Genomic DNA, 14,509 nt, shown 5'->3' on the forward strand with positions numbered 1-14,509 from the left:
ATTCCTTGATTTCCTGACCCCGATGCTTTTCACCCTGCTGGCCTTTGCCGTTGCGCTTGGCTCCCTGATCATTTTCCATGAGTTGGGGCACTATTGGGTGGCGCGGCTGTGCGGCGTCAAGGTGCTGCGCTTTTCGGTCGGCTTCGGCAAGGTGGTCCTGCGCCGCACCGACCGCCATGGCACCGAATGGGCCCTGTCGGCCTTGCCCCTGGGCGGCTATGTCAAGATGCAGGACGATGCCCCGGCGGGCGCCAGCCCGGCCGAAGCGGCAGGCGCCTTCAACAACAAATCGGTCGGCAAGCGCATCGCGATCGTTGCCGCCGGTCCCATTTTCAATCTCATCCTCGCGGTCTTCCTGTATGCCGGCCTGAACATGGCGGGCACCGAGGAGCCGGTGGCTGTCATCGCCCAACCCGCTGCCGATACGCCCGCGGCGCGCGCCGGGTTGGTGGCGGGCGACCGCATCCTGGCCATCGACGGCCAGGAGGTCGCGTCGTGGTCGGACGCCCGCTGGCGCCTGATGGACGTGATGGCCACGGGTGGCCGCACCCAGATCGAAGTCGGCACCCCCGGTGGTGCATCGCAGCAACGGGAACTGACCCTGCCGGCCAACGCCATGGATCCGGCCGGCGGCGATCCGCTGCTGGCCGCCGGCATCCGCCTGGCCCAACCCAAGCCCGCCGTGCGCGTCGTCAACGATGGCGGCGAAGGGCAGGCGGCCGGCCTGCGCGCGGGCGACCTGATCCTGGCCGTCGATGGCCAGCCCACGCTGGACACCGGCGCGCTGGTAAAGCAGATCCAGGACAGCGCGGGCAAGACGCTGGCCCTGACGGTGGCGCGCGATGGCGCCCAGATTTCCGTGAATGTCACGCCGCGCGCCGAAACGGTCAACGGCCAGGTCATCGGCCGGCTCGGCGTCCAGCTAGGCGGCGACGTGCCCATGGTGACGGTGCGCTACGGCGTCTTCGACAGCCTCTGGCGCGGCGCCGTCCGCACCTGGGACACCGCCCTGTTTTCGCTGCGCATGATGGGCCGCATGGTCACGGGGGACGTTTCCTGGCGCAATGTCAGCGGCCCGGTCACGATCGCCGATTATGCCGGCCAGACCGCCCGCATCGGCATTGTTGCGTATATCGCCTATATCGCGTTGATCAGCATCAGCCTGGGCGTACTAAATTTGCTGCCCATTCCTATGCTGGACGGTGGCCATCTGCTGTACTATCTCGTCGAAATTGTGCGGGGCAGTCCGCCGCCCGCACGGTGGATCGATATCGGACAGCGCGCAGGCATTGGTTTATTGGCAAGCCTGATGGGGCTTGCGTTGTTCAATGATTTCACGCGCTTGTTCACTTAAGCGCCAATTAGCATAAAATCCCCCGCCATTTGCACGACCGAGGATACTCAAGGATGTCTTTTCGCCGGATGTTTCATCACAAAAAGGGTGTACTGCCGGGCGTAGTGCCGAGTCTGATCGCCGCATTGCTGCTGCCAGGCATGGCTCACGCCTTCGACCCTTTTGTCGTGCGGGATATCCGCGTAGAGGGGATCCAGCGAACCGACGCCGGCACCGTCTTCGGTTATCTGCCCGTCAAGGTCGGTGAGAAATTCACCGAGGAAGAGGCCACCGAGGCCGTTCGCCGCCTGTACGGCACGGGATTTTTCACCGACGTGCAGATCCAGACCGACAATAATGTCGTGGTCGTGGTGGTCCAGGAGCGTCCGACGATTGCATCCGTGAATTTCAACGGCATGCGTGAGTTCGATTCCAAGGCCATTACCAAGTCGCTGGGGCAGGTGGGTTTCGCCGAAGGCCGGATTTTCGACCGCTCGATGCTCGAGCGCGCCGAATACGAACTCAAGCAGCAGTATCTGTCCAAGGGCAAGTACGGCGTCGAGGTCACCTCCACCGTCACGCCGCTGCCGCGCAACCGCGTTGGCGTGAGCTTCGACGTGTTCGAAGGCTCGGTCGCCCGCATCCAGGAAATCCGCTTCGTCGGCAACAAGGCCTTCTCGGAAAGCGACCTGCTCGACGAATTCAAGCTGACCACGCCGGGCTGGCTGACCTGGTACACCGATACCGACAAGTACTCGCGGGAAAAGCTCGAAGGCGACCTCGAACGCCTGCGTTCGTTCTACCTGGACCGCGGCTACCTGGAATTCACGGTCGAGCCGCCCCAGGTGACGATCTCGCCCGACCGCAAGGACATCCGCATCACCATCACGGTCCATGAAGGCGAGCCGTACAAGGTGCGCAGCGTCAAGCTGGCGGGCAATCTGATCGGCCTGGACCAGGAAATCAACAACCTGGTCAAGATCAAGCCCGACGAAACGTTCTCGGCGGCCAAGGCCAACGATTCGGCCAAGGCCATCACCGACTACCTGGGTGAACTGGGCTACGCCTTCGCCAACGTCAACCCGAACCCGCAGCTCGACCGCGCCAAGCACGAGGCCGACCTGACGTTCTACGTCGATCCGAGCCGCCGCGTTTACGTGCGCCGCATCCAGATCGGCGGCAACACCCGCACGCGCGACGAAGTCGTGCGCCGCGAAATGCGCCAGCAGGAAGCCGCCTGGTACGACGCCAAGGACATCAAGACCTCGCGCGACCGCGTCGACCGCCTGGGCTACTTCAGCGACGTCAACGTCAAGACCGATCCGGTGCCGGGCTCGCCCGACCAGGTCGACGTCAACGTCGACGTGAAGGAAAAGCCCACCGGCATGATCAACCTGGGCGTGGGCTACGGTTCGTCCGAAAAGGCGATCCTGTCGGCCGGCATCAGCGAAGACAACGTGTTCGGCAGCGGCACCAACCTCACGCTGCAACTGAACACCAGCAAGAGCAACCGCGCGGTGGTGCTGTCGCACACCGACCCGTACTGGACCAAGGACGGCATCAGCCGCACCACGTCCGCTTACTACCGCGTGACCGAGCCCTGGAACAACAACGACGGCGACTACCGCGTCAAGTCCATGGGCCTGGGCATGAACTTCGGCGTGCCGATCTCCGAGTACGACCGGATCTTCCTGGGCGCCAACCTCGAGCGCAACCAGATCGATCTGTTCTCGAATTCGCCGCTGGCCTACCGCAAGTTCGTCGACCAGTACGGCGATGCGACCAACTCGGTGATCTTCACCGCCGGCTGGTCCAACGACACCCGCGACAGCGCCCTGGCGCCGACCAAGGGTTCGTACACCCGCTTGAAGAGCGACTTCTCGACGGTCGACCTGAAGTACTACATGCTCACCGGTCAGCAGCAGTACTTCATCCCGCTGGGCAATTCGTACACCCTGGCGCTGAACGGCATGGTCGACTGGGGCCAGAGCTACGGCGGCAAGGACTACCCGATCATCAAGGACGTGTACGCCGGCGGTATTGGCACGGTGCGCGGCTACGAAGGTTCGTCGCTGGGTCCGCGCGATCCGGTCACGGGCGACTACCTGGGCGGTTCGCGCCGCATCGTGGCGAACGCGCAGTTGTACCTGCCGTTCCCGGGCGCGTCCAAGGACCGCACGCTGCGCTGGTTCATCTTCAGCGATGCGGGCCAGGTGGGCGCGGGCAGCGGCCTGTCGTGCACCAACGGCAAGCCGGGCAGCGAGGTCGACGATCCTTGCGGCTGGCGTTTCTCGGCGGGTATCGGCCTGTCGTGGCAGTCGCCGATGGGCCCGCTGCAACTGTCGTACGCGCGTCCGCTCAATGCCAAGCCGGGCGACGACAAGCAGAGCTTCCAGTTCCAGATCGGAACCGGGTTCTAAGCGCTGGCGTTACGCTTGAAAACAAGGGAGAGGCCTCCTGGCCCGGCTCCCTTGTCGTTTAGTGGCACAATACATACTTTGGCTTTGCCTTACTGGAAGGTGAGATTTTCATGATGTCTGACTTCGCACTTAAATCATCGAATTCGCCGCGCGTTAATCGTCGTGGCAAGCTGGGCGGCTCCATTGCCCTGGTGGGTGCGCTCATTCTCGGTTCCGTCGCGGCGGTGCCCGCTCAGGCTCAGAACACCAAGATCGGCTTCGTCAACACCGAGCGGATCCTGCGTGAATCCGGTCCGGCCAAGACGGCGCAAAGCAAGATCGAAGCCGAATTCAAGAAGCGTGACGACGAACTGCAGCGTCTGAACTCCAGCCTGCGTTCGCAAGCCGAGAAGTTCGACAAGGATGCGCCCGTGCTGTCCGAGTCCGACCGCGTCAAGCGCCAGCGGGAGCTGTCGAACCTGGATACCGACCTGCAGCGCAAGCGCCGCGAATTCCAGGAAGACTTCAACCGCCGCCGCAACGAAGAGTTTTCCAGCATCGTGACGAAGGCCAACGAGGCCATCAAGCGCATCGCTGAACAGGAAAACTACGACCTGATCATCCAGGACGCCGTCACGGTCAACCCGCGCATCGACATCACCGACAAGGTGATCCAGAGCCTGGGCAAGTAAGCTGCAGTCGCCGTATGCCGGTTCTACTGGATCTTGCCCGCGCGCCGACGCTCGAAGCGCTGTTGAGCGCCGCCAATACCCAGGGCATGGACTGGCGCATCAGCGCGCCCGCCGGCGCAGACCCCTTGCGGGTCTGCGGCATCGGCACCCTGGCTTCGGCCAGCGGCCATGAGATCAGTTTCCTGGCCAATCCCAAGTACCAGAGCCAGCTCGCCGCCACGCAGGCGGGGGCGGTGATCGTCTCGGCCGACGTGGCCGAGACGCTGGAAGCCGCCGGCGCCGATCGGCCGCGTTTCACGCTGGTCGTCTGCAAGCATCCGTATCTGCTTTACGCCCGCGTGGCGCAGTGGTTCGACGCCGCGCGGCGTCCGGCCCTGCCCGCGTCCACGCATCCCTCGGCCGTGGTCGCGCCTGATGCGCACATCGAGGAAGACGTGCGTATCGGTCCGAATTGCGTGATCGAATCGGGCGCGCGCATCGGCCGCGGCAGCGTGCTGGGCGCCGGCTGCGTGATCGGCGTTGGCTCGTCGATCGGCCCGGACAGCCGCCTGCATGCGCATGTCACGCTGTACGAAGGCGTCAAGATCGGCGCGCGCGCCATCATCCACAGCGGCGCGGTGCTCGGCGCAGACGGCTTCGGTTTCGCGCCGGATCCGTCGCTGGGCAAGGGCGCCTGGGGCAAGATTCCCCAGTTGGGCGGGGTGACGGTGGGCGACGACGTCGAAATCGGGGCCAATACGACCATCGACCGCGGCGCGCTCGAAGACACCGTCGTGGGCAATGGCGTCAAGCTCGACAACCAGATCATGGTGGCCCACAACTGCCGTATCGGCGCCTACACCGCGATCGCGGCGTGCGTCGGCGTGGCGGGGTCCACGACCATCGGCGAGCGCTGCACCATCGGCGGCGCGGCCATGCTGTCAGGGCACCTGACGCTGGGCGACGACGTACACATTTCGGGCGGCACCGCGGTGACGTCCAATGTTTCCAAGCCTGGCCGCTATACCGGGGTGTACCCGTATGCGGAACATGGCGAATGGCAGCGCAACGCCGCCGTGATACAACAGTTGGCGCAATTGCGCCGCCGCTTGCGGACGCTGGAAAAAGACTAGGGCGCCGCCATGCCGCCCTGGCGCTCGCGGCGCCGACAGATTTAATTCATTACGCAGGAATTCACAGAAAAATGGAACTCGACATCAAGGGGATCATGGAGAGGCTGCCGCATCGTTACCCGATGCTGCTGATTGATCGCGTCGTCGAAATGGTGCCCGGCAAATCCATCGTCGCCATCAAGAACGTCTCGATCAATGAACCGTTTTTCAACGGCCACTTTCCCCACCATCCGGTGATGCCGGGCGTGCTCATCGTGGAAGCCATGGCCCAGGCTTCGGCGTTGTTCTCGTTCACCGACGAGAACGGCGGCCTGAAGTGCGAAGGCGCCAAGACGGCGTACTACCTGGTGGGCATCGACGGCGCGCGTTTCCGCCGCCCGGTGGTGCCGGGTGACCAGTTGCGCATCGAGGTCGAAGCCGAGCGCCTGAGCCGCAGCATCTGTAAATACCAAGCGCGTGCCACGGTGGACGGGCAGGAAGTGGCGTCGGCCAAGCTCATGTGCGCGATCCGCAGCCTGGAAGAGTAAATGGCAGGAAACATCCATCCTACCGCCGTCGTCGATCCGGCGGCGAAAATCGACCCCAGCGTGGTCATCGGCGCGTTCTGCGTCGTGGGCCCCGATGTGACGATCGGCGCCGGCACCGAGCTCGGCCCGTATTGCATGGTCGATGGCGTGACCACCATCGGACGCGACAACCGCTTCTATCGGTATTGCTCGATCGGCGGGATGCCGCAGGACAAGAAGTACAAGGGCGAGCCGACCCGGCTGATCATCGGCGACCGCAACACGGTGCGCGAATTCGTCACGCTGAACACCGGCACGGTGCAGGATGGCGGCGCCACCACGCTGGGCGATGACAACTGGATCATGGCCTACGTGCACATCGCGCACGATTGCCACGTGGGCAACAACACCATCCTGGCCAACTCCGTGCAACTGGGCGGCCACGTCCATGTGGGTGACTGGGCCATCGTGGGCGGCCTGACCGGCGTGCACCAGTTCTCGCGCATCGGCGCGCACAGCATGACCGGCGGCAACAGCTCGCTGATGCAGGACACGCCGCCGTTCGTGCTGGCCGCGGGCAATCCGTGCCGGCCGGTCGGCATCAACGTCGAAGGCCTGAAGCGCCGCGGCTTCACGCCCGCCCAGGTGTCGGCGCTGCGCGACGCCTACAAGATCATCTATCGCCGCGGCTTGCCGCTGGATACGGCCCGGGCCGAACTGCGCGCCCGCCAGCAGGCCGAGCCCGAAGTCGCCGAGCATCTGCAGACGCTGCTGGATTTCCTCGACGTCGCGTCGCGCGGCATCATCCGTCCATGAACATGCGGATCGGCATGGTGGCCGGCGAGCCCTCGGGCGATCTGCTGGCCGGCCGCATCATTGCCGGTCTGCAGCAGCGCGCCCCGGGCGTGCTGTGCGAGGGCATCGGCGGCCCGCAGATGCAGGCCCGCGATTTCGATACCTGGCATCCGATGCATGCGCTGACGGTGTTCGGCTACGTCGACGCGCTCAAGCGTCTGCCCAGTCTGCTGCGCACCTATCGCGACGTGTCGCGTCGCTGGCTGGCCGAGCCGCCGTCGGTGTTCGTCGGCATCGACGCGCCCGATTTCAACCTGCGTTTGGAACACCAACTGCGCCAGGCCGGCACGCCGACCGTCCATTTCGTCGGCCCCTCGATCTGGGCCTGGCGCTACGATCGCATCCACAAGATCCGCGAATCGGTGTCGCACATGCTGGTGCTGTTCCCGTTCGAGGAAGAGATCTACCGCAAGGAAGGCATTCCGGTCACCTATGTCGGCCATCCGCTGGCCGGCGCGGTGCCGATGCAGCCGGACCGCGCGGCGGCGCGCGCGCGGCTGGGCATCGACCAGGACGCGCGCGTGCTGGCGATCCTGCCGGGTAGCCGTTCGTCCGAGATTCGCCTGCTGGCGCCGCGCTTCCTGCAGGCCGCGCAGATGCTGCAGAAGCGCGATCCTGCGCTGCAATGCGTGGTGCCGATGGTCAACGACCAGCGCCGCGCCGAATTCCAGGCGATCCTGGCCAAGTATCCCGTGCCGGGGTTGCGCTGCGTGACCGCGCAGGATCTGCACGGCGCGGATGGCGATCGCCAGGCGCCGGTGGCGTGGTCGGTGATGGAAGCCAGCACCGCGGTGCTGGTGGCCAGCGGCACCGCCACCCTGGAAACCGCGCTGTACAAGCGGCCCATGGTGATTTCCTACGTGCTGTCGCCGCTGATGCGTCGCATCATGGCCTGGAAGTCCGGCCAGGAACGGCCCTATCTGCCGTGGGTGGGGCTGCCCAACGTGCTGCTGCGCGACTTCGCGGTGCCCGAGCTGTTGCAGGACGACGCCACGCCCGAGAAGCTGGCCGAGGCCACCTGGGCGGCGTTGACCGACGAGGCCTTGGCGGCGCGTATCGAGGCCCGCTTCACGGCGCTGCACCAGGAGCTGCTGCGCGACACGCCGGCGCTCGCGGCCCAGGCGATCCTGGAGGTGGCCGGTGGAGCAGCCTGACCTGTTTGCCGCGCCGGCGCAGCCGGCCCTGGTGACGGCCGGCGTCGATGAAGCCGGCCGCGGTCCGCTGGCGGGCGCGGTATACGCGGCCGCCGTGATCCTGGATCCGGCGCGGCCCATCGACGGCCTGGCCGACTCCAAGGTGCTGAAGGCCGCCACGCGCGAGGCGCTGGCCCTCGAGATCCAGGCGCATGCGCTGGCCTGGTGCGTGGCCAGCGCCAGCGTGGCCGAAATCGACAGCCTGAACATCCTGCGCGCCACCCTGCTGGCGATGCGCCGCGCCGTCGAGGGCCTGTCGACGGCGCCTCAGTTGGCGCTGGTGGATGGCAACCAGGCCCCCAAGCTGGGTTGCACGGTGCAGACGGTGATCAAGGGCGATGCCCTGGTGCCTGCGATCTCCGCCGCGTCGATCCTGGCCAAGACCGCGCGCGACGCGGATCTGCTGCGCCTGCATGCGCTGTACCCGCAGTATGCGTTCGACCAGCACAAGGGCTATGGCACCGCCTTGCACTTGCAGATGCTGCGCGAGCACGGTCCCTGTGTCGAGCACCGCCGCAGTTTCGCGCCCATCAAGGCCTTCGGCCTGGTCTCATGAAACACATCAGTTCCCGCGACAATCCCGCGGTCAAGGCGCTGGTCAAGCTCGCCGGCACCGCGGGCAAGCGCGGCGCGCCCGTGCTGCTGGACGGCGTGCACCTGTGCCAGGCGTGGTTGCAGCACCATGGCGCGCCGGACCAGGCCATCTTCGACGTCGACCGCCTGTCGCAGCCCGATATCGCGGCGCTGGCGGCCGCCGTGCCGGAGGCCCGCTGCCTGGCGCTGGACGCGCGCCTGATGCAGGCGCTGGCCAGCGTGGAAAGCGGGCAGGGCGTGGCCTTTGTGGTGACGCCGCCGTTGCCGTCCCTGCCTGAGGCGGTGGACGAGAATTGCGTGCTGTTCGATCGCATCCAGGACCCGGGCAATGTCGGCACCTTGCTGCGCACCTGTGCCGCGGCCGGGGTCAAGCGCGTGTTCCTGGCCACCGGCACGGCCGCGGCCTGGTCGTCCAAGGTGTTGCGCAGCGGCCAGGGGGCGCATTTCGCGCTGGCGATCCACGAGCACGTGGACCTGCAGGCGCTGCTGCCCCGGTTGCGCGTGCCGCTGGTGGCGACCGCGCTGGAAGGCGCCCAGGACCTGTACGCCGGGCGCCTGCCCGAGCGTTGCGCCTGGGTCTTCGGCCATGAGGGCCAGGGCGTCGCGGCCGAGTTGCTGGCGGCGGCGCGGCTCAGGCTGCGCATTCCCCACGACATGGCCGCAGTCGAGTCGCTCAATGTGGGCGCCGCCGCCGCCATCTGCCTGTTCGAGCACCGCCGCCAGGCGCTGGCGGACGCGGCGCGCTGATTCTGCATTGGTGCGTGTCTGACCCGCCAGGCGGGCGCCTGGCCGGCATATACTCGACGCTTTGCCGCTCCCTAGGTGTTCCATGGCGTCATTGCCGGTCGCTCACTCCCTGCCAGGCCGCGCCCGCTGCCAGTCATTGCTTGCCGCCTGCCTGTGCGCGCTGGCGCTGGGCGGATGCGCCTCGGGCGCACCGCAACGGGTCAGTCTGGTGCCGGTCGACATGACCGAATCGGCCGGCCGGCTGCAATTGTCGCGTGAGGTGGTGGCGAAGCTGCCCAACGACGCCGCCGTGACGCTGCCTTCCGGCTCGCAATGGCGGCGGGCCGGCGCCATCGTGCAAGGCGACGTGTTCCGGCCGCTGGGCGGTCCGTTCGCGATTGCCTTGCCGCGCCGCACGGACGCCTATCTGGTGGCCTCGTCCGGCAAGCTGGTGGGGTTCTACCTGCCGGCCGACAGCAGTTACATCGAGCTGTCCCGCCCCGTCGTCCTGCCTGGAGCGGTGCGGCAGTGACGGCGCGCGCGGCCGGCGATCGCCGGTTGCGCGACGGAGGGGGGCCGGCGCCCATAGCCGGACCCTGTCATTTTCAGCCGCGATCCAGGCCGACTTCCTGCAGCACCGTGGTCGAGATCTCCTCGATCGACTTGGTGGTGGTGGACAGCCAGGAGATACCCTCGCGGCGCATCATGCGCTCGGCCTCGGCCACTTCATAGCGGCACTGCTCCAGTTGCGCGTAGCGGCTGTTGGGACGGCGTTCGTTGCGCACCTCGGCCAGGCGCTCGGGCTGGATCGACAGGCCGAACAGCTTGGCGCGGTGCGGCGCGATGGTCGAGGGCAGGGTGCCGCGCTCGAAATCGTCCGGCGTCAGGGGGAAGTTGGCGGCCTTGATGGCGTACTGCATGGCCAGGTACAGGCTGGTCGGAGTCTTGCCGCAGCGCGACACGCCCACCAGGATGACGTCGGCCTGGTCGAGCTGGTTGACGAACTGGCCGTCGTCGTGCGCCAGGCTGAAGTTGATGGCGTCGATCCGGTTGCGGTACTTTTCCGAATTGGCCTGCATGTGCGAGCGGCCGATGGAATGGCTGGATTTGAGCCCCAGCGCCTGCTCGATGTGGCTGACGAAGGTGCCGAACAGGTCGAGGAAAATGCCGTTCGCCTGGCGAACACGGGCGAGGATGTCGGGATTGACCAGGGTGCTGAAGACGATCGGCGGCACCCCGGCTTCCTGGGCGCTGCGGTCGATGCGCATGGCCACTTCGGCGGCTTTTTCCAGCGTGTCGACAAACGGCAGCCGCACCGGCTTGAAATCGACTTGTTCGAACTGGGAAAGCACCGACTGGCTGAAGGTTTCCGCGGTGATGCCGGTACTGTCGGAAACGATGTATACCGTGCGTACGATCGGGGTAGATGTCATATGTAAAAATTCCAACCAGGCGGATGGCCGGATGTGCTCCTCCGAGTACAATCAGGCCCCTATAAGTCACCCCAAGGGCGGTCCAAGGCCAGTTTGGTCAGCGCAGGCGGATCGGCGAAATCCGGGCGGTAAGCCGGCGTCGAATCTGCATTGACCAAACTCGCTTTCATTCCATTGTAAAAGGTGACTTCAATGTCGTACGTTGTTTTGTTCGAGCAGCTCCGCATGACGGACGTGGACTCGGTAGGAGGCAAGAACGCATCACTAGGCGAAATGATCAGCCAGTTGTCTGGCGCGGGTGTCCGCGTGCCAGGCGGCTTTGCCACGACCGCTGACGCCTTCCGCGACTTCCTCAAGGCCTCGGGCCTGGACAAGCGCATCGCCGAACGCCTGACCACGCTGAACCCCGAAGACGTGCGCGAGCTGGCCAACGCCGGCGCGCAGATCCGTCAATGGATCGTCGAAGCGCCGTTCTCGGCCGAATTCGAAACCCAGATCCGCGACGCCTTCGCCAAGCTCGACGCCGACGGCAAGGGCTCGTTCGCGGTGCGCTCGTCCGCCACCGCCGAAGACCTGCCCGACGCTTCGTTCGCCGGCCAGCAGGAAACCTTCCTGAACGTGGTCGGCATCGACGACGTGCTGGACAAGATCCGCCACGTGTTCGCCTCGCTCTACAACGACCGCGCCATCTCCTACCGCGTGCACAAGGGCTATGCCCACGCCGATGTGGCCCTGTCGGCCGGCATCCAGCGCATGGTGCGTTCGGACAAGGGCAGCGCCGGCGTGATGTTCACCATCGACACCGAATCGGGCTTCCAGGACGTGGTGTTCATCACCTCGTCGTACGGCCTGGGCGAAACCGTGGTGCAGGGCGCCGTCAACCCCGACGAGTTCTACGTCTTCAAGCCCACGCTGGCCCAGGGCCATTTCCCCATCGTCGGCCGCCGCATCGGTTCCAAGCTGATCAAGATGGAATTCGACCCCGAGCGTCCGGAAGGCCGCGCCGTGCGCACGGTCGACGTGCCGGTGTCCGAGCGCAACCGCTACTCGCTGACCGACGACGAGGTCATCGAGCTGGCCCGCTACGCTGTCATCATCGAGAAGCACTATGGCCGCCCGATGGACATCGAGTGGGGCCGCGACGGCGTCGACGGCAAGATCTACATCCTGCAGGCGCGTCCGGAAACGGTGAAGTCGCAGCAGGGCGCCAACGACGTGCAGCAGCGCTACCGCCTGAAGGCCACCGGCCAGGTCCTGATCACCGGCCGCGCCATTGGCCAGAAGATCGGCTCGGGCCCGGTGCGCGTGGTCGGCGACATCTCCGACATGGACAAGGTGCAGCCCGGCGACGTGCTGGTCACCGACATGACCGACCCCAACTGGGAACCCGTCATGAAGCGCGCCTCGGCGATCGTGACCAACCGTGGCGGCCGTACCTGCCACGCGGCCATCATCGCGCGCGAACTCGGCATTCCGGCCGTGGTGGGCTGCGGCAACGCCACCGACGTGCTCAAGGAAGGCCAGGCCGTGACCGTGTCGTGCGCCGAGGGCGACGAAGGCCGCATCTATGACGGCCTGATCGAGACCGAAGTCGAGGAAGTGCGCCGCGGCGAGATGCCGGCCATCGATCTGAAGATCATGATGAACGTGGGCAACCCCCAGTTGGCGTTCGACTTCGCCCAGATCCCCAACGGCGGCGTCGGCCTGGCGCGCCTGGAATTCATCATCAACAACAACATCGGCATCCACCCGAAGGCGGTGCTGGACTACCCGAACGTCGACGGCGAGCTGAAGAAGGCCGTGGAATCGGCCGCCCGCGGCCATGCCAGCCCGCGCGCCTTCTTCGTCGAGAAGATGGCCGAAGGCGTGGCCACCATCGCGGCGGCCTTCTACCCGAAGCCCGTGATCGTGCGCATGTCGGACTTCAAGTCCAACGAGTACCGCAAGCTGGTCGGCGGTTCGCGCTACGAGCCCGAGGAAGAGAACCCGATGCTGGGCTTCCGCGGCGCCTCGCGCTACATCGCCGACGACTTCGCCGAGTGTTTCCGCATGGAATGCGAAGCGCTCAAGAAGGTGCGCGATGACATGGGCCTGACCAACGTCGAGATCATGGTGCCGTTCGTGCGCACCCTGGGCCAGGCGGAAAAGGTGGTCAACCTGCTCGCCAAGCACGGCCTGGCGCGCGGCGAGAACGGCCTGAAGCTGATCATGATGTGTGAAGTGCCGTCCAACGCCATCCTGGCCGACGAGTTCCTGCAGTACTTCGACGGCTTCTCGATCGGTTCGAACGACATGACCCAGCTGACCCTGGGCCTGGACCGCGACTCCGGCATGGAACTGCTGGCGGCCGATTTCGACGAACGCGACGACGCCGTCAAGTTCATGCTGCGCCGCGCGATCAAGGCTTGCCTGGCCGCCAACAAGTACGTCGGCATCTGCGGCCAGGGCCCCAGCGATCACCCGGATTTCGCGCAGTGGCTCAAGGACGAAGGCATCCTGTCGATGTCGCTGAACCCGGACACGGTGGTCGACACCTGGCAGCGCCTGGCGAAGTAATCGCCGGTCCGCATGCAAAAAACCCGCGCCAGGGATGGCGCGGGTTTTTTTTGCCATCGGGCCGTCCCAAGGTGAAAACGTCGCCTGGGGCACGGCGGTGGCGCGTGCGAGGCTTGCGCTTGGCGCCTGGCGCCTGGCGCGCGCGGCGTTGGAAGAGGCGGGCGCCGCGGCCGACCGCGCCGTGTGGGGGCGCGCCCTGGAATCAGGCCGCCTTGGCCTCGCGCTCGATCAGTTCGCGCTTGCGCTCGATGCCCCAGCGGTAGCCGGCCAGCGAGCCGTCGGTGCGCACCACGCGGTGGCAGGGAATCGCCAGCGCGATGTTGTTGGTGGCGCAGGCCCGCGCCACCGCGCGCACCGAACGCGGCGAGCCGATGCGTTCGGCGATGTCGGTGTAGGTGACGGTAGTGCCCACCGGGATCTCGCGCAGCGCCTCCCAGACGCGGCGCTGGAACGCGGTGCCGCGCACGTCCAGCGGCAGGTGCAGGCCCACCGAGGGGTTTTCGACGAAACCGACCACCGCCGCCATCCATTGCTCGAATTCGCGGTCGGCGCCGATCAGCCGGGCGGCCTTGAAGCGGTCCTGCAGGTTGCGCACCAGTTGTTCGGGGTCTTCGTGCAGCGCGATTTCGCAGATGCCGGTGTCGCTGGCCGCCACCAGCAGGGCGCCCAGCGCGCACTGGCCCACGGCGAAGCGGATTTCGACGCCTTCGCCGTCCTTTCGGAAGGCGGTGGGCGTCATGCCGAGGATGGCCGGCGCCGCCTCGTAGAAGCGGCCGCTGGAGTTGAAGCCGGCGCCGTACATGGCGTCGGTGACGCTGGCGCTCTGGCGCAGCTGCTGGCGGGCGCGGTCGGCGCGCAGCGCGTTGGCGTAGGCCTTGGGCGTGATGCCGGTGGCCGCCTTGAAGATGCGGTGGAAATGGAAGCGGCTCATGCCGGCCTGTTCGGCCAGCGTGTTCAGGTCGGGCGGCTGCTCGGCCTCCAGCGCCCGGCAGGCGCGTTCGACGGCGGCGGCGTGCTGTTTGCTCAAGGGGGCGGCGTGGGTCATGTCGGGCTCCAGGGGCGCGCCGGTTTGCGCGCTTTCGACCATGTTCTCAAAGGCCTGCCCGCGCC

The 14,509-nt window shown here is 66.4% G+C and carries 13 protein-coding genes; 11 read left to right on the forward strand and 2 right to left on the reverse strand.

Annotation, left to right across the window (positions count from 1 at the left end; all coding sequences use genetic code 11):
• Positions 1-22 precede the first annotated feature (22 nt).
• The 10 genes from rseP to AAID08_RS11980 all read left to right on the forward strand — a co-directional run bounded on the left by rseP (position 23) and on the right by AAID08_RS11980 (position 9,942).
• Positions 23-1,354 (forward strand): RIP metalloprotease RseP, encoded by a 1,332-nt coding sequence (gene rseP, locus AAID08_RS11935; RefSeq protein ID WP_395757671.1) that lies wholly within the window; start codon positions 23-25, stop codon positions 1,352-1,354.
• 53 nt (positions 1,355-1,407) lie between these two features.
• Positions 1,408-3,753 carry an outer membrane protein assembly factor BamA gene (bamA, locus tag AAID08_RS11940; RefSeq protein WP_054502810.1) on the forward strand — a complete coding sequence of 782 codons (2,346 nt, stop codon included), beginning with the start codon at positions 1,408-1,410 and terminating at the stop codon, positions 3,751-3,753.
• A 110-nt stretch (positions 3,754-3,863) separates the two neighbouring features.
• On the forward strand, positions 3,864-4,424 hold the full coding sequence (locus tag AAID08_RS11945; RefSeq protein ID WP_054502809.1) for an OmpH family outer membrane protein: 561 nt from the start codon (positions 3,864-3,866) through the stop codon (positions 4,422-4,424).
• 14 nt (positions 4,425-4,438) lie between these two features.
• Positions 4,439-5,536: a UDP-3-O-(3-hydroxymyristoyl)glucosamine N-acyltransferase gene (gene lpxD / locus AAID08_RS11950; protein ID WP_395757672.1), complete on the forward strand. Its 1,098-nt coding sequence runs from the start codon at positions 4,439-4,441 to the stop codon at positions 5,534-5,536.
• A 71-nt stretch (positions 5,537-5,607) separates the two neighbouring features.
• Entirely contained in the window at positions 5,608-6,063 is a 456-nt protein-coding gene (gene fabZ, locus AAID08_RS11955; RefSeq protein ID WP_006385190.1) for a 3-hydroxyacyl-ACP dehydratase FabZ, read from the forward strand.
• The gene (gene lpxA / locus AAID08_RS11960; protein ID WP_054502807.1) at positions 6,064-6,858 is read left to right on the forward strand and encodes an acyl-ACP--UDP-N-acetylglucosamine O-acyltransferase; all 795 of its coding nucleotides are present in this window, start codon (positions 6,064-6,066) and stop codon (positions 6,856-6,858) included. It abuts the gene before it with no gap.
• The gene (gene lpxB, locus AAID08_RS11965) at positions 6,855-8,051 is read left to right on the forward strand and encodes a lipid-A-disaccharide synthase (protein WP_054502806.1); all 1,197 of its coding nucleotides are present in this window, start codon (positions 6,855-6,857) and stop codon (positions 8,049-8,051) included. The genes lpxA and lpxB overlap by 4 nt, the downstream gene beginning before the upstream one ends.
• Positions 8,038-8,646 carry a ribonuclease HII gene (rnhB, locus tag AAID08_RS11970; protein ID WP_054502805.1) on the forward strand — a complete coding sequence of 203 codons (609 nt, stop codon included), beginning with the start codon at positions 8,038-8,040 and terminating at the stop codon, positions 8,644-8,646. The genes lpxB and rnhB overlap by 14 nt, the downstream gene beginning before the upstream one ends.
• Positions 8,643-9,431, forward strand: coding sequence for an RNA methyltransferase (locus AAID08_RS11975; protein WP_064524471.1), 789 nt, complete (start codon positions 8,643-8,645; stop codon positions 9,429-9,431). Before rnhB ends, AAID08_RS11975 begins: the two co-directional genes overlap by 4 nt.
• 82 nt (positions 9,432-9,513) lie before the next feature.
• Positions 9,514-9,942 carry a hypothetical protein gene (locus AAID08_RS11980; RefSeq protein ID WP_054502803.1) on the forward strand — a complete coding sequence of 143 codons (429 nt, stop codon included), beginning with the start codon at positions 9,514-9,516 and terminating at the stop codon, positions 9,940-9,942.
• Positions 9,943-10,015: 73 nt separating this feature from the next.
• Here the strand turns inward: AAID08_RS11980 and AAID08_RS11985 are convergent, their stop codons facing one another.
• Complete coding sequence (locus AAID08_RS11985; protein WP_054502802.1) at positions 10,016-10,843, reverse strand: pyruvate, water dikinase regulatory protein; 828 nt, start codon at positions 10,841-10,843, stop codon at positions 10,016-10,018.
• Positions 10,844-11,035: 192 nt separating this feature from the next.
• Here AAID08_RS11985 and ppsA point away from each other — a divergent pair, with 192 nt between their 5' ends.
• Positions 11,036-13,399, forward strand: a complete 2,364-nt coding sequence (gene ppsA / locus AAID08_RS11990) for a phosphoenolpyruvate synthase (RefSeq protein ID WP_064524473.1) — start codon at positions 11,036-11,038, stop codon at positions 13,397-13,399.
• A gap of 202 nt (positions 13,400-13,601) precedes the next feature.
• Here the strand turns inward: ppsA and AAID08_RS11995 are convergent, their stop codons facing one another.
• Entirely contained in the window at positions 13,602-14,444 is an 843-nt protein-coding gene (locus tag AAID08_RS11995; RefSeq protein ID WP_080977580.1) for a bifunctional transcriptional activator/DNA repair enzyme AdaA, read from the reverse strand.
• Positions 14,445-14,509: the final 65 nt, after the last annotated feature.

The organism is Achromobacter sp. EB05 (assembly GCF_044232075.1).
Taxonomy (GTDB): Bacteria; Pseudomonadota; Gammaproteobacteria; order Burkholderiales; family Burkholderiaceae_B; genus Achromobacter; species Achromobacter dolens.

Excerpts from the sequence above, each read along its gene's own strand:
- rseP (WP_395757671.1), top strand. The coding sequence starts at position 23 with ATGCTTTTCACCCTGCTGGCCTTTGCCGTTGCGCTTGGCTCCCTGATC.
- bamA (WP_054502810.1), top strand. The coding sequence starts at position 1,408 with ATGTCTTTTCGCCGGATGTTTCATCACAAAAAGGGTGTACTGCCGGGC.
- AAID08_RS11945 (WP_054502809.1), top strand. The coding sequence starts at position 3,864 with ATGATGTCTGACTTCGCACTTAAATCATCGAATTCGCCGCGCGTTAAT.
- lpxD (WP_395757672.1), top strand. The coding sequence starts at position 4,439 with ATGCCGGTTCTACTGGATCTTGCCCGCGCGCCGACGCTCGAAGCGCTG.
- fabZ (WP_006385190.1), top strand. The coding sequence starts at position 5,608 with ATGGAACTCGACATCAAGGGGATCATGGAGAGGCTGCCGCATCGTTAC.
- lpxA (WP_054502807.1), top strand. The coding sequence starts at position 6,064 with ATGGCAGGAAACATCCATCCTACCGCCGTCGTCGATCCGGCGGCGAAA.
- lpxB (WP_054502806.1), top strand. The coding sequence starts at position 6,855 with ATGAACATGCGGATCGGCATGGTGGCCGGCGAGCCCTCGGGCGATCTG.
- AAID08_RS11975 (WP_064524471.1), top strand. The coding sequence starts at position 8,643 with ATGAAACACATCAGTTCCCGCGACAATCCCGCGGTCAAGGCGCTGGTC.
- AAID08_RS11980 (WP_054502803.1), top strand. The coding sequence starts at position 9,514 with ATGGCGTCATTGCCGGTCGCTCACTCCCTGCCAGGCCGCGCCCGCTGC.
- AAID08_RS11985 (WP_054502802.1), bottom strand. The coding sequence starts at position 10,843 with ATGACATCTACCCCGATCGTACGCACGGTATACATCGTTTCCGACAGT.
- ppsA (WP_064524473.1), top strand. The coding sequence starts at position 11,036 with ATGTCGTACGTTGTTTTGTTCGAGCAGCTCCGCATGACGGACGTGGAC.
- AAID08_RS11995 (WP_080977580.1), bottom strand. The coding sequence starts at position 14,444 with ATGACCCACGCCGCCCCCTTGAGCAAACAGCACGCCGCCGCCGTCGAA.